The organism is Pseudomonas sp. NFIX10 (genome assembly GCF_900111955.1).
GTDB lineage: Bacteria > Pseudomonadota > Gammaproteobacteria > Pseudomonadales > Pseudomonadaceae > Aquipseudomonas > Aquipseudomonas fluorescens_AA.
The window spans coordinates 195,934-214,148 of sequence record NZ_FOKH01000003.1; the positions used below are offsets into that span (position 1 = coordinate 195,934).

The 18,215-nt window shown below is 60.7% G+C and carries 19 protein-coding genes; 10 read left to right on the top strand and 9 right to left on the bottom strand.

All coding sequences use genetic code 11. The annotated features are described in order from the left end of the window. Window positions 1-11: 11 nt before the first annotated feature. Window positions 12-671, bottom strand: coding sequence for a carbonic anhydrase (locus BM321_RS04415; RefSeq protein WP_092197834.1), 660 nt, complete (start codon window positions 669-671; stop codon window positions 12-14). Window positions 672-770: 99 nt separating this feature from the next. Further along, complete coding sequence (cynS, locus tag BM321_RS04420; protein ID WP_092327666.1) at window positions 771-1,238, bottom strand: cyanase; 468 nt, start codon at window positions 1,236-1,238, stop codon at window positions 771-773. A 227-nt stretch (window positions 1,239-1,465) separates the two neighbouring features. On the opposite strand from cynS, the gene BM321_RS30420 reads away from it, so the two are divergent. Beyond that, window positions 1,466-1,738: a hypothetical protein gene (locus BM321_RS30420; protein WP_256573366.1), complete on the top strand. Its 273-nt coding sequence runs from the start codon at window positions 1,466-1,468 to the stop codon at window positions 1,736-1,738. A gap of 17 nt (window positions 1,739-1,755) precedes the next feature. On the opposite strand, the gene BM321_RS30650 is transcribed toward BM321_RS30420, so the two are convergent. Both BM321_RS30650 and BM321_RS04435 read right to left on the bottom strand, forming a co-directional pair. Continuing rightward, window positions 1,756-2,118, bottom strand: coding sequence for a hypothetical protein (locus tag BM321_RS30650; RefSeq protein WP_218190438.1), 363 nt, complete (start codon window positions 2,116-2,118; stop codon window positions 1,756-1,758). Between the two features lie 63 nt (window positions 2,119-2,181). Beyond that, complete coding sequence (locus BM321_RS04435; protein WP_175534894.1) at window positions 2,182-3,123, bottom strand: DMT family transporter; 942 nt, start codon at window positions 3,121-3,123, stop codon at window positions 2,182-2,184. Window positions 3,124-3,197: 74 nt separating this feature from the next. Between BM321_RS04435 and BM321_RS04440 the strand changes: the two genes are divergently transcribed. Then, window positions 3,198-4,052 carry a LysR family transcriptional regulator gene (locus BM321_RS04440; RefSeq protein WP_092441656.1) on the top strand — a complete coding sequence of 285 codons (855 nt, stop codon included), beginning with the start codon at window positions 3,198-3,200 and terminating at the stop codon, window positions 4,050-4,052. 41 nt (window positions 4,053-4,093) lie between these two features. On the opposite strand, the gene BM321_RS04445 is transcribed toward BM321_RS04440, so the two are convergent. The 3 genes from BM321_RS04445 to BM321_RS04450 form a co-directional block, all read right to left on the bottom strand. Further along, on the bottom strand, window positions 4,094-5,800 hold the full coding sequence (locus BM321_RS04445; protein ID WP_092441657.1) for an amidase: 1,707 nt from the start codon (window positions 5,798-5,800) through the stop codon (window positions 4,094-4,096). A 219-nt stretch (window positions 5,801-6,019) separates the two neighbouring features. Continuing rightward, window positions 6,020-6,190 (bottom strand): hypothetical protein, encoded by a 171-nt coding sequence (locus BM321_RS30425; RefSeq protein ID WP_175534892.1) that lies wholly within the window; start codon window positions 6,188-6,190, stop codon window positions 6,020-6,022. Window positions 6,191-6,257: 67 nt separating this feature from the next. Beyond that, entirely contained in the window at window positions 6,258-7,601 is a 1,344-nt protein-coding gene (locus tag BM321_RS04450; RefSeq protein WP_092441658.1) for an OprD family porin, read from the bottom strand. A 310-nt stretch (window positions 7,602-7,911) separates the two neighbouring features. On the opposite strand from BM321_RS04450, the gene BM321_RS04455 reads away from it, so the two are divergent. The 3 genes from BM321_RS04455 to BM321_RS04465 all read left to right on the top strand — a co-directional run bounded on the left by BM321_RS04455 (window position 7,912) and on the right by BM321_RS04465 (window position 10,914). Then, complete coding sequence (locus tag BM321_RS04455; RefSeq protein WP_092441659.1) at window positions 7,912-8,643, top strand: GntR family transcriptional regulator; 732 nt, start codon at window positions 7,912-7,914, stop codon at window positions 8,641-8,643. Between the two features lie 122 nt (window positions 8,644-8,765). Further along, window positions 8,766-10,055, top strand: a complete 1,290-nt coding sequence (locus tag BM321_RS04460) for an MFS transporter (RefSeq protein ID WP_092441660.1) — start codon at window positions 8,766-8,768, stop codon at window positions 10,053-10,055. 28 nt (window positions 10,056-10,083) lie between these two features. After that, window positions 10,084-10,914: an amidohydrolase family protein gene (locus BM321_RS04465; protein WP_092441661.1), complete on the top strand. Its 831-nt coding sequence runs from the start codon at window positions 10,084-10,086 to the stop codon at window positions 10,912-10,914. A 109-nt stretch (window positions 10,915-11,023) separates the two neighbouring features. On the opposite strand, the gene BM321_RS04470 is transcribed toward BM321_RS04465, so the two are convergent. Further along, the gene (locus BM321_RS04470) at window positions 11,024-12,373 is read right to left on the bottom strand and encodes a S8 family serine peptidase (protein ID WP_092441662.1); all 1,350 of its coding nucleotides are present in this window, start codon (window positions 12,371-12,373) and stop codon (window positions 11,024-11,026) included. Between the two features lie 215 nt (window positions 12,374-12,588). Between BM321_RS04470 and BM321_RS04475 the strand changes: the two genes are divergently transcribed. The 4 genes from BM321_RS04475 to BM321_RS04490 all read left to right on the top strand — a co-directional run bounded on the left by BM321_RS04475 (window position 12,589) and on the right by BM321_RS04490 (window position 16,189). After that, window positions 12,589-12,810 carry a hypothetical protein gene (locus tag BM321_RS04475; RefSeq protein ID WP_092441663.1) on the top strand — a complete coding sequence of 74 codons (222 nt, stop codon included), beginning with the start codon at window positions 12,589-12,591 and terminating at the stop codon, window positions 12,808-12,810. Window positions 12,811-12,905: 95 nt separating this feature from the next. Next, a complete protein-coding gene (locus BM321_RS04480) occupies window positions 12,906-15,089 on the top strand; it encodes a PAS domain-containing sensor histidine kinase (RefSeq protein WP_092441664.1) in 2,184 nt (727 codons plus the stop codon). Continuing rightward, window positions 15,086-15,487 carry a response regulator gene (locus tag BM321_RS04485; RefSeq protein WP_092441665.1) on the top strand — a complete coding sequence of 134 codons (402 nt, stop codon included), beginning with the start codon at window positions 15,086-15,088 and terminating at the stop codon, window positions 15,485-15,487. Before BM321_RS04480 ends, BM321_RS04485 begins: the two co-directional genes overlap by 4 nt. A 258-nt stretch (window positions 15,488-15,745) precedes the next feature. Further along, window positions 15,746-16,189, top strand: a complete 444-nt coding sequence (locus tag BM321_RS04490) for an HIT family protein (protein WP_092327690.1) — start codon at window positions 15,746-15,748, stop codon at window positions 16,187-16,189. A gap of 36 nt (window positions 16,190-16,225) precedes the next feature. On the opposite strand, the gene BM321_RS04495 is transcribed toward BM321_RS04490, so the two are convergent. After that, window positions 16,226-17,083, bottom strand: coding sequence for a LysR substrate-binding domain-containing protein (locus BM321_RS04495; protein WP_092441666.1), 858 nt, complete (start codon window positions 17,081-17,083; stop codon window positions 16,226-16,228). A gap of 242 nt (window positions 17,084-17,325) precedes the next feature. Between BM321_RS04495 and BM321_RS04500 the strand changes: the two genes are divergently transcribed. Next, window positions 17,326-18,168: a transporter substrate-binding domain-containing protein gene (locus BM321_RS04500; protein ID WP_092441667.1), complete on the top strand. Its 843-nt coding sequence runs from the start codon at window positions 17,326-17,328 to the stop codon at window positions 18,166-18,168. Window positions 18,169-18,215 lie beyond the last annotated feature (47 nt).

Consider the following 18,215-nt stretch of genomic DNA (forward strand, 5'->3'; position numbering starts at 1 on the left):
AACAGCGACCCTCACGCGGCAGTCGCCGTCCGGGCCGGTACGGCACACGCCTGGGGGTTGTCCGCCAAGGACCTGAAGCTGCGATTGTCGACGTCCAGGGCGTCGATGGAGCCGGTCTCGATGTCATAGACCCAGCCGTGCAGGTTGAGCAAGCCCTTCTCCTGGGCCAGCCGCACACTCGGGTGCGTCTGGATGTTCGCCAATTGGGCGATGACGTTTTCACGCACCATCGAACTGACTTTCGCCGCGTCATCGACGTGAGGCCGTGACTCATTGATGACCCGTGCCGACTCGGCGTGTTGCAGCCAACCGCTGACCGCCGGCAGGTGATTCATGCAGGCGCATTTGGCGACGGCGGTCATGGCACCGCAATCGGAATGACCACAGATCACGATATCCCTCACGCCCAGCACCGCGACGGCATATTCCACCGTCGCGGAAACACCGCCTGGGTGCGGGCTATAGGACGGCACGATGTTGCCGGCATTACGGATCACGAACAGTTCGCCGGGTTCCTGCTGGGTCAGCAGTTCCGGCACAACACGGCTGTCGGAACAGGTGATGAACAACGTGCCCGGGTGTTGCGTGGTAGCCAGGTGTTTGAACAGGTCCGTCCGTTGTGGAAAGACCTCCTGCTGGAACTTCAGGAAACCTTCGATCAGCGCTTTCATGCTGCTTGCCTCCAATGAATAGGGTGTTATCAGTCGTGTAGCCGTTGCCGACCAGGCTGTATTCAAGAATGTGGGGTTCACCTTGGGAATCACGACAGGTCAGAACGGACGCAGGGGCAGGAACTTGCCGTCCAGTGTGATCACCGCACGCGAGCCGCCTTCAGGGTCTTCGACTTTCTTGAGGTCGAGCTTGAAGTTGATCGCGCTGATGATGCCGTCGCCGAACTGCTCGTGAACCAGGGCCTTGAGGGTGGTGCCGTAGATCTGGATCATTTCGTAGAAGCGATAGATCGTCGGATCGGTCGGCACGCCAGCGAGGCTGCCGCGCAGGGGAATGATCTGCAGGCGGGCGACCGAGTCAGCGGTCAGGTCGAGCTTCTCGCCAATCACCTTCGCCGCGTGTTCCGGCAATGGATGCTGGCCGAGCAGGGCGGCGGTGACGTAGGCGAGGCTCAGGCCGGTGCCATCGGCCAAGTCCTGCCAGGACAGGTGCTTGCGTGCCTTGGCATCCAGCACTTCGGTGGTCAGGGCCAGGCTGATGTCGTTGTAGGCGTGGGACTGTTGCATGGCGTAGCTCCTATCGGTTTGGATCGGGTTGATGTCGCTTGGTTGAAGCCATCATCTGCCGCTTTGTTTATAGCGTCCAAGACCGATATGCAATGCAATGTATTGGTGTTGCCTATGGATTGGGGCCCACGTTGTCGAGGTACAAATCCTGTAATTGTTGACCTGTACTAATCTGTTGGCAGGCACGGTAGAAGCAGTCGTGTAACTAGCCAGCAGAGATACCTCGAATGACGAACCATGAAACCGATGTCGGCAGAGCCAATGAGGCCGACCTGGACGGGATCCTGGCGCTTCAGGCCGCGAATCAGATGGCCCGTGGCGGCTCGCTTTCTGCGAGCCTGCCAAGGGCCCGTGTGGCAGCGATGATGCAGGAAATGCCTCTGATCGTTGCGCGTCGAGAGGGCCGTATCAGCGGTTTCCTGATGACTACCACGCGGGCGATGAATGCCGACCTGCCGTTTACTCGTACATCGGTTAGACAGGAAAAAAGCGCTCACTAGACGATAGTGCCAGTCAGTTAAGCCCTCATACCCGTGGGAGCAAAGCTTGCTCGCGATTGGGGTGAGCCAGTCGACAACGCCATTGACGGGTCTGCCGCTATCGCGAGCAAGCTTTGCTCCCACAGGTTTTGTGCCGTTTGATCTTTTAACTGACTGGCATTACCCACTAGACGATCACCTGAGTGGCAGAAAGAGCGCGGTAATCGGTAGCGATTCAAGGGCAAGCTGAACGTCGCCATGAACTGCCGGTGAAAATGGTATTTCGAAAAAGCCGCAACGCCGCTCAACGTATCCAGGTCCAGGCAGTCATCAAGGTGCAGGTCGATGTAATCGAGCACCTTGCGCATGCGGGATTGGTAATGCTTTTTTGTGTCGGTCATGGTCTTTCCCAGTAAAGGCCACCAGCATGAGGCCGGCGAGCACAATGCGCTCGACCGATCTTGCTATCTTGAACTTGCAGCCTGCCGGGCTTCGGTGCCGACGACCAGCCAGATGCCGATCCCGGACACCGCCATCCCCACCACCATCTGCCAGGAAAGCGGTTCGTTGAACATGGCCCAGGCCCAGAGCATCGTAATGGGCGGGCTGAGGTACAGGACACTGGCGACGCGGGTGGCGGTTGCGCGGCGCAGGCACAACCAATAGAGGCCGTAGCCGCCCATGGTCGACAGGCCCGCGGTCCACAATACGCTCAGTGCGAAACCTGTGCTGGGCAGCGGGGCCAGGCTGCCATGGACGCCCTCGACCAAGGCGAAGGCCAGGCCCGACACGCAACACTGCAGCCAGAGGTTGGGCAGCAGGCCCAGCGATTGTTCGGCGGGTAAGTATTTCTGCCACAGGGTCGCGACGGCGAGCGAGAACATGCCAAGCAGCGGCAGGCCATAGGCCCACAAGGGCGCATTGCCCCACGCCAGTGCGCCCTGGGTCACCAGCATGACGCCGAGCAGGCCGATGAGCAGCCCCGTCCAGACCTGCCAGGCCAGTCGTTGCCGGAGTACACCTGCGGCCAGCAGCGCCAGGCCCATTGGCAGCAGGTCGGCGACCAGCGCGGCCAAGCCCGCCGGCACGCCCAGGGCAATGCCTTGGGTGATGCCGCCCAGGTAGCCCGCCATCGCCAGGAGGCCGATGCCGGCATTCTTCAAAAGTGCGACGGGCGAGGTCCGGCGTAGCGACCTGGCGACGAAGGGAAACAGGACGAGCGTGACCACGACACACCGCCAGAAGACCACCAGCAGGGCCGGCGCATAATCGATGGAAAAGCGCGCGCCGACGAAGCCCGAGCTCCACGACACCAGCAATGCCGCTTCGAGCAACGGCAATGGAATCAGCCAGTACCAGGCGGACCGGGGCAGGGACGTGCAGATCATCGATTTATTCGGGTTCATGGCCACAGGCTACGAAACCCGGCTAATCTAATAAATCAAAATGTAATGCATCAGTAGTTCACGAAGATTGAATCATGACGGCCATACTCGATATCGACTTGATACGTACTTTTCATGCGGTGGCGCGGATCGGTAAGTTCAGTGCGGCGGCAGACCAACTGCACAAAAGCCCGGCAGCGGTCAGCGTGCATATTCAGCGTTTGGAAGCGGTCGCTGGCGGGCGGTTGCTCAACCGGGACAACCAATCGGTATCCCTCACCGCGTTGGGCCAGCGTTTGCTCGTGGCGACGACGGAGCTGCTGAGCACCCACGATCGGGTACTGGCGGACCTGCACGGAACCCGTTTGGCGGGACGTATCACCTTGGGGGTGCCGGATGAGTACGCAGACCATGTGATCCGCGACATCCTTCCGACCTTCGCCGCCGCGTGGCCCAACGTGGTGCTGGAGCTCAAGACTGCGCCAAGCTATGCGCTACGCGACCTGGTGCAGCGCGGCAAGCTCCAGGCGGCGGTGGTCGCCCAGCCGAAGGGGCAGACGAATGCAGAGGTGCAAGTACTGGTGTCCACCACGCCGGTCTGGGTCGGGCCGGCCCACACGACGGCGGCTTCGATGGAGCCGCTGCCGCTGGCGGTACATGCGGCGCAATGCCCTTATCGACAAGCGATGCTGGAGTCCCTCAGGCAAAGCGGGCGCAAGACCCGCATCGTTATGGAAAGCCCCTCCAACCAGGCCGTCAAGGCCTGCGTGGAGGCCGGGTTGGCGATCAGCCTGATCGACCGTGGACGGGTGACGGATGCCATGCGGATCCTCGAAGGCCTGCCGGTGATCGCGGAGCATGAGGTGGTGTTCATGCGAGCCCAGGCGTCACGCGGCGATGAAACCGTGAACCTGCTGGCCCGTGCCATGCAGCAGTATTTCCGGCTGTAGGCATGTAGTCGGGGGGCCGCTGCGCAGCCCCCATGATCGGCTCAAGCCGACAATGGCGGTGTCCGAGGCGGGACCAGGCGCTTGGAGCCAATCGACTCGAACGCCGATGCCAGCTGCAACAGCCTCGAATCGTCATAGGCACGCCCGGCGAATGTCAGCCCGACGGGCATGCCGATGTCCGCCATGATGCCCATTGGCACGGTGACCGTGGGTACGCCCAAGTGGCGGATGGCGAGGTTGCCGTTGGCGACCCAGACCCCGTTGCTCCAGGCGATATCGGCAGATTCCGGATTGATATCCGCATCCGCCGGTCCGACGTCGGCGACGGTCGGGAAGATCACCGCGTCCAGGCCCAGCCGCTGCATCCAGTCTTCCAGGTCGATCCGGCGTGTCGCTTCAAGCCCCCGCAACCCGTCGGGCAGCGTCTGGATCTGGTCCCAGGGCGTAATGCCGCGTTGGGCCATCTTCACATACTCGTCCATGCCGGCGGCCAGATCGTCCTCCCGGTTGGGCAGGGTGCCCGGGTCGTGGGGGAAGATCTGCGGTCCGTCGACATCGGCCAGGCGATTCAATTTCGGATCACCGTTGGCCCGCAGGAAGTCATCGAATGCCCAGGCCGACAGGTCCCACAACTCATGGTGCAGGAACTCCTTGGAAACCAGGCCGCGGGTGAACACTGTCGGTGCGCCGGGACGGTCGCCCTCGCAGTTGGACACCAGCGGGAAATCCACCTCGACCACTTCGGCGCCGCAAGCCTCAAGGGCCTTGCGGGCTTGCTCCCAAAGGTCGATCACCGAGGCGCGGGTGACGATTCGCTGCCCGGTCGGGCCACCGATGCCGGGGGCTTCGGCGGTGCCGGCTTCAGGGTCCGCATTGATGTACATCCGTGGCACGCCGAACCGAATGCCAGCCAGCGCCGCCGGGTTGCTGGCAAGGCTCGGATACGAGGCGGGACGAACCGACTCGACGCTCGGAATCGGCACCCAGGGTTGCAGCCGCCACAGGTCGCCACGGGTGTCCGGGTCCTCGGCGACCACCACATCCAGCACTTCGAGCAGGTCGGCCATGGTCCTGGCGAAGGGCACGACGACGTCCATCGTCGGCGTCAACGGCCAATTGCCCCGCACCGAAATCACCCCGCGTGACGGCGTGTAGGCGCACAGGCCGTTGTTCGACGCCGGGCCGCGGCCGCTCGACCAGGTTTCCTCGGCAAGGCCGAACGCCGCGAAACTGGCGGCAGTTGCCGTGCCCGCACCGTTCGAGGAGCCGGAGGCAAAGGGCGCGGTGAGGTAGTCGCCGTTGTACGGGCTTTCCGCACGGCCATACACCCCGCGCTGCATCCCGCCATTGGCCATGGGCGGCATGTTGGTCTTGCCCAGGCAGATGGCCCCGGCGGCGCGCAGTCGTTCGATGGTGAACGCATCGCGATAGGCCACCAGGTCCTTGAACGCCGGGCTGCCGGAGGCGGCGGTGAGCCCTTTGACCAGATAACTGTCCTTGGCCGTATAGGGAATGCCGTCGAGTGGGCCGAGGGTCTGGCCACTGGTCCGACGGGCATCGGAGGCGTGCGCTTCCTTCAGCGCATCCGGATTGCGCACCACCACGGCGTTGAGGGCCGTGGGTGTGTCGGGGCCGTCGTAGGCATCGATCCTGGCGAGGTAGGCCTGGACAAGCGCTACCGCCGTGGTCTGGCCCGATTCCAGCGCGGCGCGCAGTTGGGCAATGGAAACTTCGGTGATGTCGATCATGCAGTTACCGCCGCGGTGGAAGGATGATGGCTGTGCGGGTCCATTGACATGGAGGCCTGGCACTTCAGGTCATCTCAAGGTGGATATTTATCGGGTTTCGCCTACTGTACTACGGAAGAACCATCAAGGGCAGTCCCGGTTTACCGGACGTCTTCTAGATTGTAGAAAAATTTCCCACCTCAATATCTCGTTAAGAAACGGCTTAGGCAGGATCAACGATCAGCGCTGCGCCTCAGCGGCCCCGTCGACTTTCCAGCACCGTGGTGCTTCCACGGTGCTCCCGATCAGCTTGTCCAGGCCACTGTAGCGCACGCGCCCCATGACAATGCCATCAATGTCATGGGGCGCGGCGTAGCTCGCCAACACCTTGGCCGGGTGACGTTGGGGCATGCTTCGATTCGCTCCATGAGCGATACAAGCACTGGAAGGCCTCGCTGATTCAGTCAATGTAGCAACGTCAGAACGGCCCCAGCTTGAGCGGGTACTCGATGACGATATACAGCCGGTCGATGTCATCGCCGCCCTGGCTGCTGTTGGCGCGGTGGGTGACATGGGACAGTTGCAACGACAGGTCCTTGGCCGGGCCTGATTGCACGATGTAGTGCAGGTCCAGGTCGCGTTCCCAATGGCGTCCGCCAGCACCTTGGTGCGGACTGTAAGTGCCGGTGTCGCTATCGAACGGGTTGTAGGCACCGCCTTGAGGGGCATGGCTGCCGTCGATCCCGCGTCCAGTCACATAGCGGGCCATGAAGCTCAGGCCGGGGATGCCCAAGGTGCCCAGGTCGAGGTCGTAGCGAGCTTGCCAAGAGCGCTCGCCCGGGCCGTTGAAGTCGGCATATTTGATCGAGTTGGCCAAGTAGATGGAGTCGCCGCCGACGAAATCGAAGGGCGTGTCGCCGTTGATTTTCTGATAGGCCAGGGTGAACGCCTGGGCATTGAGCCGATACTTGCCACTCAGGCTATAGGCCGTGGTGTCGATTGCCCCGGCGTTGGCCTTGCCGTAGTCGCGGGTGTGGTATAGGTTGCCGTCAAGGAGCAGTCCGCCAAGGGTGGCATGCAGGTTGGCATAGTACTGGCGCCAGGTATCGCTCAGTTCGGAGGCGTAGAGCGCGCCGCCCAGGGCTTGCCCGGTAAACAGGTCGGCGCCGATGAAGTCGATGGCGCTGTTGCGCGTCGTCGCGCCATACCCGGAAAAATCACCCTTGCTGGTCGAAGCGTCCTGATTCTTGAACGCACTGAAGTGGCCCGCCTGCAGGTCGACCCCGTTGAACTCGCGGCTCGAGAGCAGCAGGCCGCTGGCGTATTCGGGTTGCAGGCGCTTGTCTGCGGTATCGAATACCGGGCTCTGCACGGTCATTTCGCCGACCGCCAGGGTGGTGCGTGAGGTGTTGAATTTCAGCGCGCCGCCCGCACTGGAGTAATGCTCCTCGCTTCGCCCATCCTCATCCAGCGGCAATAATCCCGTTCCGGAATGCCCCTTGCCGCCGTCCAGTTTCAACCCCAGGAACCCGTGGGCATCGATGCCTACGCCGATCGTGCCGGGGGTGAAACCGGACTCGAACGAGGCGATGAAGCCCTGGGCCCATTCCTGTTTGTAGCTTTTGCCTGCCGGGGTCGGGGTGCGATAGTCATTGTTGAGGTAGAAGTTGCGGCTGAGGACTTCCAGCGTCGCCCCGTCGAGAAAGCCGGGTGTGCTTTGCGCGAGTTCCGCTGCCATCGCCGGTGCGGCGCTGCCTGTGAGCAGGGCAAGCAGCCAGAGCGGCTTCAGGGCGGCAATTGAGTGGTGGGGTGCAGGCAACATGCTTCATTTCCATGTGAAATTGGGCGGGCGAAGGGGCGGTACTACCCGCTGCCAGCAGGGAAATGTCCGGCGCACCGCAAGATGGGCCGGCAGTTCCCCGCTTGAGAAAGCAGGTCTGGGCAGAGGGCTTCATTCTTGGGGGCGGGGCGCGAGCGTGCGAGTTAAACGTTGTTAATTGCGGGTGGCTGCGTCATTGGATTCACCATTCGCCAACGAGACCCCCTGGCACTTCTTGACAGCCATCGAACCTGGGTAAATACTCGCCGCTCATATTCATATATATAACTAGATAACAAGGTGAATAAGGTCAATGAGCTCTCTCTCCAGCGATGTCCGTCTGCCGCTTTACCAACGTTTGCGCGACCAATTGGCTGAGCAGATCGCCAATAACCGCTGGCGCCCGGGGGAGGCGATTCCGACCGAGGCCGCCCTTTCAGCGGAGTACCAGTTGTCGACCGGCACAGTGCGCAAGGCCATCGATGCGCTGGTCAGCGAGGGCATCCTGGAGCGCCAGCAGGGGCGCGGTACTTTCATTCGCCGGCCGCAGTTTCAATCGTCGTTGTTCCGTTTCTTCCGTTTTCAAAGCGCTTCTGGTGAACGCCGGGTCCCCGAGAGTCGGATCTTGTCCGTGGAGCCGGTGACCGCGCCGTCGGCGGTGGCCCAGGCCCTGGGGTTGCCGGTGGATGCGCCGGTGATTCGCCTGGTGCGGGTGCGTCTGCTGGAAGTGGAGCCAGTGCTCGCCGAAGAAATCTGGTTGCCCCGTAGCCGCTTCCAAGCCTTGCTCGACATCGACCTGAGGCAAAAAGGCCCATTGCTTTATCCCATTTATGAAGAGGTTTGCGGCCAGGTCGTCGCCTATGCCGAAGAAACCCTCACCGCCGAATCGGTGAATGAGGTGCACGCAAGATTGCTGCAGGTGCCGGTCAACAGCCCGGTGGTGGTGATCGAGCGCCTGGCACGGGACTACGCTGGCAATCCCCTGGAGTGGCGACGCTCTCGCGGGCATGCCGAGCACTTCCGCTACAGGGTGGAAATTCGCTGACCCGACCCGGCTAGCGGCGAGTCGGTCGCTGCTGTCCTTACCGTTTTGTTTGTCATGACTGGCCCTGTAGCGGCGCGGTTCGCTCTCGGCTGCCTTTCGTTTCACTTACAAGGATAAGAATCATGTTCAGTTGGTATCGCCAAGTCACTGCGCGGGAGCGCAAAACGTTTTGGGCCTGCTTCGGCGGATGGTCGCTCGACGCCTTGGAAGTACAGATGTTCGGCCTGGCGATACCGGCGTTGATCGCCGCGTTCGCCCTGACCAAGGGCGATGCCGGGCTGGTCAGCGGTGTGACCCTGGTCACTTCGGCCATTGGCGGCTGGGTCGGCGGGACGCTGTCGGACCGTTACGGTCGGGTGCGCACGCTGCAATGGATGATCCTGTGGTTTTCGTTCTTCACCTTCCTGTCGGCATTCGTCACGGGCTTCCACCAGCTGTTGATCGTCAAGGCGTTGCAAGGCTTCGGGATTGGCGGGGAATGGGCCGCCGGCGCGGTATTGATGGCCGAGACCATCAACCCCAAGTACCGTGGCAAGGTCATGGGCACGGTGCAAAGCGCCTGGGCGGTGGGTTGGGGGCTGGCGGTCGGCGTCTTTACCTTGATCTATTCCCTCGTGCCGCAGGACATGGCCTGGCGGGTGATGTTCGTCGTGGGCCTGCTGCCGTCGTTCCTGATCATCTGGGTGCGGCGCAACGTTGAAGAGCCGGACAGTTTCCAGCGCCTGAAAAAAGACAACGTCATCCCGCAAAGTTTCTTCAAATCCCTGGCCGGTATCTTTCGCCCCGAGTTGATCCGCGTGACCTTGTTTGGCGGGTTGCTGGGGCTAGGGGCGCACGGTGGTTACCACGCGGTGATGACCTGGCTGCCGACCTTCCTCAAGACCGAGCGCAACCTGTCGGTGCTCAACTCCGGCGGCTACCTGGCGGTGATCATCTTCGCCTTCTGGTGCGGCTGTGTGGTCAGCGGCCTGTTGATCGATCGCATCGGACGTCGGAAGAACATCGTGTTGTTCGCGCTGTGCTGCGTGGTCACCGTGCAGTGCTATGTGTTCCTGCCGTTGACCAACACCCAGATGTTGTTCCTGGGGTTCCCGCTCGGCTTCTTCGCGGCCGGTATTCCGGCGAGCCTCGGGTCGTTTTTCAACGAGTTGTACCCGGCGGATGTGCGCGGTGCCGGTGTGGGGTTCTGCTACAACTTCGGCCGGGTGCTCTCATCGGTGTTCCCGTTCCTGGTCGGCCACATGAGCGATTCCATGTCCTTGGGCTCGGCCATTGGCATCGACGCCGGGATTGCCTACGGCGTGGCGGTGATCGCGGCGCTGTGCCTGCCGGAAACCCGCGGCCGCAGCCTGGAAGCCACCGCTGCATCGGCGCCTGTGGTTGAGCCTGACAGCCAGAGCGCCCGGGCCTGATTTCCCTTATTGTCGATAGATGAAACCCATGGTTGATACCTGTACCAAACCGATGACCGGCATTGACTGCCACGCCCATGTGTTCAGTCGTGAGCTGGAACTGGCCGCTGTCCGGCGCTACACACCCGACTATGACGCCACGCTCGCTCAATACCTGGGCCACTTGCACGCCCATGGCTTGAGCCATGGCGTGTTGGTGCAGCCGAGCTTTCTCGGCACCGATAACCGCTACCTGCTGGCCGCGCTACGGCAAGCACCGGAGCAGTTGCGCGGGGTCGTGGTGGTGGAGCGAGACGTCAGCCGCGCCGAGCTGGACGACATGGCCCGGTTGGGCGTGGTCGGTGTGCGCTTGAACCTGATGGGCAAAGCCTTGCCTGATTTTCGAGACGCCGCCTGGAGCGGCTTGTTGGGCCACATCGCGGAACTGGATTGGCACGTCGAGTTGCATGCCAACCTGGTGGACTTGCCGGGGATGATGGCTCAGCTGTTGCCATTGGGTATCAAGTTGGTGGTCGATCATTTCGGCCGCCCGGATGCGCGCTCGGGGCTGGATCAACCTGGCTTCGCCCAATTGATGGCGCTGGGGCAGGGCGGGCAGGTGTGGATGAAGGTGTCCGGCATCTATCGATTGGGCGCAACGGCCCCGCGCAACCTTGAATTCGCCCGCGCCTCGTTGGCGCTGCTGGAACGCAATTTCGGTCCCGAACGCCTGGTGTGGGGCAGCGATTGGCCGCACACTCAGCATGAAGCGCATGTCGGCTTCGAGACGGTCATGGCGCAATTGCGCGCGTTGGAATGCTCGGCGTCGCTGATGCATGCGTTAATGGTCCAGACACCCCAGGCGCTCTTCAAGTTTTGAGGCGCGCAGAAGTGTAGGGGGCGGCACTTGCCATATCACCGTATTGCGGCCCAACATCGTCAGCGTGGTCACAGCAGCCAGCGGATCGAGCTGGCTGCCACTGGTCTCTTTAGATCGCCGACGCCGGCAGTTCGGCCGCAGACTGTGAAACAATGGCGTTCACGATATGGGGAAGTGGACCGATATGTCCACCTGTTCCTTGAGGTGATCCCGTCCGGATTAATAGCTCTCTCATGTGTCTTGGCGTTATTACCGTGCCCTTTCTTTTAAACCATGACTGCACCGCAATGACGGCTCCCGCTACAACTGCCGTGGCCGCAGAGGTTCCTGTAAAAGTTGAGGTATAAGTCCTCGTAGGCCCTCCATTAAAAAGATCACCCTTGCCACAAGTGGCTACATAGCCGTCACCCCACCCCTGTAAATGTATCGGGCTACCATATGTAGAAAAATAGAAGCGATTACGGCCTGTCCGTGTTCCAGCGCCGACGCGAATACTCCCATTGTCCCCACGACTTCTGTACTCGTCATAAAACGGATGGTCTAAATCTTCACCGCTATTGCCGGCGGCGGCGACAACAATAATTCCAGCGTCGGTGGCCTGTTTCGTTATATCCCAAACACCTCTATTAAAATCAGCGGGTACGAGTTCGTTCTCACGGCCGCCAGTTTGCATTTCATATATAAATACGTCCCCTGCCCTTAAATGCTTCAAGCCCTCAGCAATACCGCCAACACGGCCAAGAGGCCCCTGCGAAATCCCATAAAATACATCAGCATCGTAGGCAACACCCAGCATGCCAAATCCATTGTTTCTAGCAAAGACGATACCAGCAACTGCAATGCCGTGGTCATCAGTACTTCCACCGGGTAATGGGACGAGCTCTATAAAATTAGAGCCTTCCAGATCTTCATGATCAGCAAAAGGGCCGTTTTCGATATCTGCACATCTAATCCCTTGCCCTGTAGCCTCAAATAATCGCCAGGCATTCATGGCATCAATACCGATAACATTTGATCCCAAATCACCTTGGAGATAATCTTGCCGATCAACAAAATTCGGCGTTGTACTCGTGGGGCCTGCCGACATGCATTCGCCTGACGGCGTCGGAACAGGCTCGACTGGATCAGGCACAGGTTCGACTGGCTCGATCTCGACATATTCTACAATGGCCATATTCTTCAACGCGGTTGCGAGGCGCTGCACTTCTTCGAATGGCATGCAGGGGGCGTTTTTAATATAAACGAGCCCCTTGTATTGAGAGAAGTCAATGCTGTTTTCTTCGTTTTTTATTTCGCCTGTCTCTGCCAAATCTGGAATGGCATGGCGATATTCTAAGTTAGATAAAAAACTCGCATCCTTTGATATTTTTTCTGATTTATTGAAAAATATCTTTCCATTTGCTACGTTGGAAATACTGGCTGGAGTGAACTTCACAAGCAAATTATAGGTTTTGTTCATCACGCACTCTCCATGGGGCTATCCTGAGAAGTGCTGTTGTGAAAACTACAACCAAGGCTGGGTATGTTCAGCTTCAGCCCGACTTCTGGTCCCACAGCAGTGGCGCTCTTGCCGCTCTCAACTGCTCGCTCGTTATCGTCATTTAAGCCCTTAGGTAAGGGCGCGGATTATGGCCAATTCAGAGAATAGTAGAAGTATGTCCGCCGTCAAGCGCCGTGAAGGCTCTCGATTTATGGCTTGGCGAGTTTCCGGACATCGCGCATCTGCGCCCAGGAAGGACGCTGATCGACTGGCCGCACAAGCGGCATGAAGCGAATATTGGTTTCGAAACGGCGATGGAGCAGTTGTGTGCGTTGGAATGTTCGGCGCCACTTATGCGCATGCGGATGTTAATGGTCCAGGAACCTCAGGCACTGTTTCAGGGCGCGAGGTTGTGACGTTGAGTTTTTCCTGAACTCGCCCGGTGAATAGGGATCTAGACATCCATTGATGCCCTGTGAAAGGTTTCAGCCAGGCGGCTTGAGGATGACTGATGTCGAACATTGAAGAGCTACCCAGGGAAACGCGTACACCAAGCGAGTACGAAAGCTTGATCGCGATGGGGACGAGCGCACTCGATGCCATTCCTGGTGCGGTGTACCTCTGTGATCGCAAGGGGTGGCTCGTCAGGTACAACGGTGAGGCGGCCGAGCTATGGGGAAGGGCGCCGGCACTTGGAGAGAACGGTGACCGTTTCTGCGGCGCCCATCGACTGTTCCTGACCGACGGTAGGCCGCTGGCATTCGAACACTGCCCGACAGCCTTGGCGCTCAATACCGGCATTGCCTCGCGCAATCAGGAAGTGCTCATCGAGCGCCCGGATGGCTCGCGGTTCGTGGCGCTGATGAACATCCGCGCGCTCAAGGATTGCCGAGGCGTCATTCAAGGGGTGATCAACTGCTTCCAGGATGTTTCGGCGCACCATGCCATGGCCGAGGAGCTTCGGCGCAAGAGTGCCGACCTGGAAGACTTTTTCGAAAACAGTGCCGTGGGCCTGCATATCGTCAGTGGCGAGGGCATCATCCTGCGCGCCAACAAGGCGGAGCTGGCGCTGCTGGGATATCCGGCAGAGGAATACATCGGGCGGCACATCACCGAGTTTCATGTCGACGAACCGGTTATCGGCGATATCCTCACCAAGCTGGGCAGTGGCGACTGCCTGGAGAGTTATCCGGCGCGGCTGAGGGCGAAAGACGGCTCGATCAAGCATGTCACCATCACTTCGAACGGGCGCTTCGAGGACGGAAGGCTTTTCAACACCCGTTGCTTCACCATCGACAGGAGCTGCGTCCACGCGGCCGAGGCGGCGCGCCAGGACAGCGATGAGCGGCTTTCGGCGACCTATGAGGCGGTGACCATCGGGATTTCCGAGGTCGATATCGACGGTCGCTTGCTCCGGGTGAACGACGCCCTGTGCAACATGCTGGGTCGGTCGCGGGAGGAGCTCCTGTCGATGACGTTCCTGGACTACACCCACCCGGACTGCATCGCGCAGGATGCGGGCTTGTATGCCCGCCAGGTGGCCGGTGAACTGGATAACTACGTGCTGCGCAAGCGCGCCCTGAAGCCCGATGGCGAGGTGGTCTACCTCGACATCCACAGCTCGTCGGTGAGGGACGCCAACGGTGCGTTTCGTTATGGCGTGCGGGTGCTGCAGGACGTCACGCTGGCGCGGCGGATGGAAAACCAGATCCGCGAAAGCGAACGGCACATGCGCAATCTGCTCGAAGCATTGCCTGCCGCGGTGTACACCACCGACGCCGAGGGCCGCATCACGTTCTACAATCGCGCCGCTGTCGAACTGTCGGGGCGCACCCCGCAGTTGGGCGACATGTGGTGCGTGACCTGGAAGCTGTTCAATACGGACGGAACCGCGCTTCCCCACGATCAATGCCCGATGGCGGTGGCGCTGAAGGAAAACCGGCCGATACGCGGCGTCGAGGCCATCGCGGAGCGGCCGGATGGCAGCCATGTACCGTTCACGCCGTTTCCCACGCCGTTGCATGACGCCGATGGAAACCTGGTGGGCGCCATCAACATGCTGGTCGATATTTCCGAACGAAAACAGGCGGAGAACCGGCAGAAAACGCTGATCGATGAACTCAATCACCGGGTCAAGAACACCCTGGCCACGGTGCAATCGCTGGCGGCTCAGACCGCGCGCAATGCAGAGGATGCGAAGGACGGTTACAGGCGTTTCGAGGCCAGGCTGTTGGCATTGTCCCGTGCACACGACCTCTTGACCAAGCGCCACTGGGGGCAGACGCCACTCGACACCCTGGCCCATGAAGTGCTGCTGCCGGTCTTTGGGCATGAGCCTGGCCGTGTCGTGATCGAGGGCACTCGCGTGGACGTCGGCACCCGCGTGGCGCTCAACCTGACGATGACCCTCAATGAATTGGCGATCAACGCACTCAAGTACGGGGCCATGTCGGTCGAGACGGGGACGCTTGCTGTCACCTGGCACTTGCAGACCCAGGCGGACGGATCATGGCTGACCCTCGACTGGCAGGAGCGTGGAGGGCCGCTGGTATCCCCGCCGGAACGGGAGGGGCTGGGTTCACGCCTGATGAAGCGCTGCATCGAGCGCGACCTGGGTGGCACGTTTGACCTCATCTATGCCCCACAGGGCGTTTGCTGTCGCTTTTCGTTCCCGATTGGAGCGGACGGGGCATGAGCCCATTGGCTGGAACCCGGGTGCTGGTCGTCGAAGACGAAGGCGCGATTGCCCTGTTGATCGAGGAGATGCTGGAGGAATTCGGATGCGAAGTGGTGGCCTCGGTCGCCCGCCTCGCTGCCGCATGTGAGATCGCCGGCTCGGTGCAGGTGGACCTGGCGATCCTGGACGTCAACCTGGCCGGCGAGCGTGTGTTCCCGGTGGCCGACATTCTTCGTAGTCGCCAAATCCCCTTTCTATTCAGCACCGGATACGGCGCCAGCGGGCTGCCGGCCGAGTACGCCGCGCGGCCGGTTCTGCACAAGCCGTTTTCGGAAAGTGAATTGCAGCGGAAAATTGCCGTTACGCTGAAAGAAGCCGACAAAAGTGACCCGACAATCAGCCCTGGCGCCCACTGAACCACCGCCATCGCGAGTAAGCTCGCTCCCACAATGGCTGGCGGCGAACCGTGATGGAGTGCCCCCCGCAAATCCCCTGTGGGAGCGAGCTTGCTCGCGATAGCGGTCCGGCATCCAGCACCGATACCAACGGATACGACACCCTCCCCAGCAAGCCCAGCCCTGACGTTCAAGCAGGCCTTTACGAGACGTTGCCAGTGGACTGTGCTAAATCTCTTACCGGCAACCCACCTCTCCACACCCATTCAAGGAGTGAACATGAGTCTCCACGGTCATTACGATCCGCAGAACATCTTTGCGCTGATCCTTCGCGGCGATGCGCCGTGCTACAAGATTTACGAAGACGCCGATGTGCTGGCTTTCCTGGATATCTTTCCTCAATCGCGCGGCCATGTCCTGGTCATCCCCAAAGCCTCCCAGGCGCGCAACATTCTCGAAGTCGAGCCCGCTGTCCTGGGCGCGATGATGTCTGCCGTACAGCGCCTGACGCGCATCATCGTGGACGAGTTGCAGCCGGATGGGGTCCAGGTTGCGCAGTTCAATGGCGCTGTGGCCGGGCAAACGGTCTTTCACATTCACATGCACATCATTCCTCGCTGGGAAGGTGAAGAGCCGGGTGTGCATGGCCGGGGCAAGGCCGATCCCGAGGAACTGGAAACACTCCAGGCTCGCCTGGTCGAGCGCATTCGCTCAGGGGCCTGACGCCGGTCAAGTTCCTGCCAAGGGGCACGGGCCGTATCAGTTCCCGTGCCCCTGGTTGCCGCGGATCAACTCGTAAGCCCGGCGCACCAATGGGTTGACGGTATTGGGTCGAATCCACAGGTGATAAGTCACGTCCGGCAGCCGCGGTAAACCATCGTTTTCCCCCAATACCCGCATGTCCGGGCCGAGCATTTCCATGCTGCGTGGGGTCACCCCTAGACCCGCGCGGGTCGCGGCCTTGATGCCGATCAGGTTCGAGGCCAGGTACGCCTGGCGCCAGGGAATCTTGGCGCGTTCGAGCGCCTCGAGGGCATAGCGGCGATAGATGCTGGGCTCATCCACCAGAATCAGCGGCAGCGGTTCGCCGGGGTTGTGCAGGTACTGGGCCGAGCAGATCCACCACACCGGCGAGGTGCGCAAGGCGAAGCCTTCAAGGCTCGGATCCTGGCGGGTGGAAATGATCATGTCCACCTTGCCTCGATGCAGGTCGTCCATCAGGAACGGGCTGCGTCCGACATCGATTTCCAGGCGCAAGCGCGGGGCCGAACGGGCGATGTGGCTGAGGATCGGGGGCAGGATGGTGTCGGCGATATCGTGGGGCGAACCGATGCGCAGCACGCCGCTGAGGCTGCTCTCACGCAGGGAACTGAGGACGTCGTCATTGAGCGATAGCATCTGTCGCGCATGCCGCAGCAATTGCTGGCCGGCTTCCGTGAGCTGTTTTTGCCGTCCGCGTTTTTCGAACAGGCTGACCCCGACTTGCTGCTCCAGGCGTTGCATGTGCTGGGTCACTGACGATTGTGTGCGAGACAACTGGGCGCCGGCTTCGGCAAAGCTGTGGTGATCGGCCACGGCGATGAAGGTGCGCAGTAATTCGAGATCAAGGGTCGACATGGCGGTTGCTTCACATCAAGGGTACAAACCTAAACATTACAGATTTTTATGAGTTGAGGGGAGCATTGCGGCGAGCGCTTGACTGTAAGCCAGTAAAACAGCGGTTATAAGTTTTTTGCTTGGCAACCAAACTCCGAGAGTTATAACGATATTAGATATTTGAATTTCCTTTGCCTCCAAGTGCTACCTAGGATGCCCACTCATCAGGTCGGGGGACGCCGGCCATCCATGAGGGGAAATCCATGTTGCTCGAGCGCTCACCCGTAAAACGATTGCTGCCTGTCATGCTGGGCGCCTTGATTTCGTTGTCAGCCGTCAACATGGCCCAGGCCGATGCCACCCTGGACAAGATCGAACAGCGCCACGAACTGGTGGTGGGTGTGCTGCTGTCCGGTGGCCCGTTCGGCGGCATCGACCCCACCACCCAGAAACCGCGCGGCTTGAACGTCGAGCTCGCCCAGGAATTGGGCCGGCAACTGGGCGCCGAGGTGCAATTGGTGCCGGTATTGCCCGCCAACCGCGTGCAGTTCTTGCAGCAGGGCAAAGTCGATGTGCTGATCGCCAATATGGAATGGACCGCCGAGCGCGGTGAAATCCTCGGGTTCGTACCCACGCCGTTCTACCGCGTCGGTGGTACCGCGGCGGTGCTCAAGGACAGCACGATCAGCCGCTGGGAAGACCTGAAGAATCAACCGGTGTGCACCTCCCAAGGCAGCAGCTACATCAAGCCGCTCACCGAGTTGGGCGTCCAGATCAAGGCTTTCAAGAGCTCCTCGGAATCACTCCTGGCACTGCGTGGCAATAACTGCGTCGCGGCGGTGCACGACGCCACGCTGATCAATCCACTGATTGCCGATAACGCCGAATGGCAGGGTTACCGCGCCCTGAGCCCGGAGCTGAACCCGGCACCCTCGGTGATCTGGACGCGCAAGGGGGAAAGCGACACCCAGGCCAGGCTTGACCCGATCATCAAGCAATTGCACCGCAGCGGCTGGCTGATCGAGGCCCAGACCCGTAACCGCATCACCCCGGCGTCACCCGCCTTGGTGGAATTGCAGAAACAGTTCCAGGCCAACGGCGCTTGAGCATCATCGCGCCTGTTTTCGCTCTTCAACCCACCGACGTTCAAGGT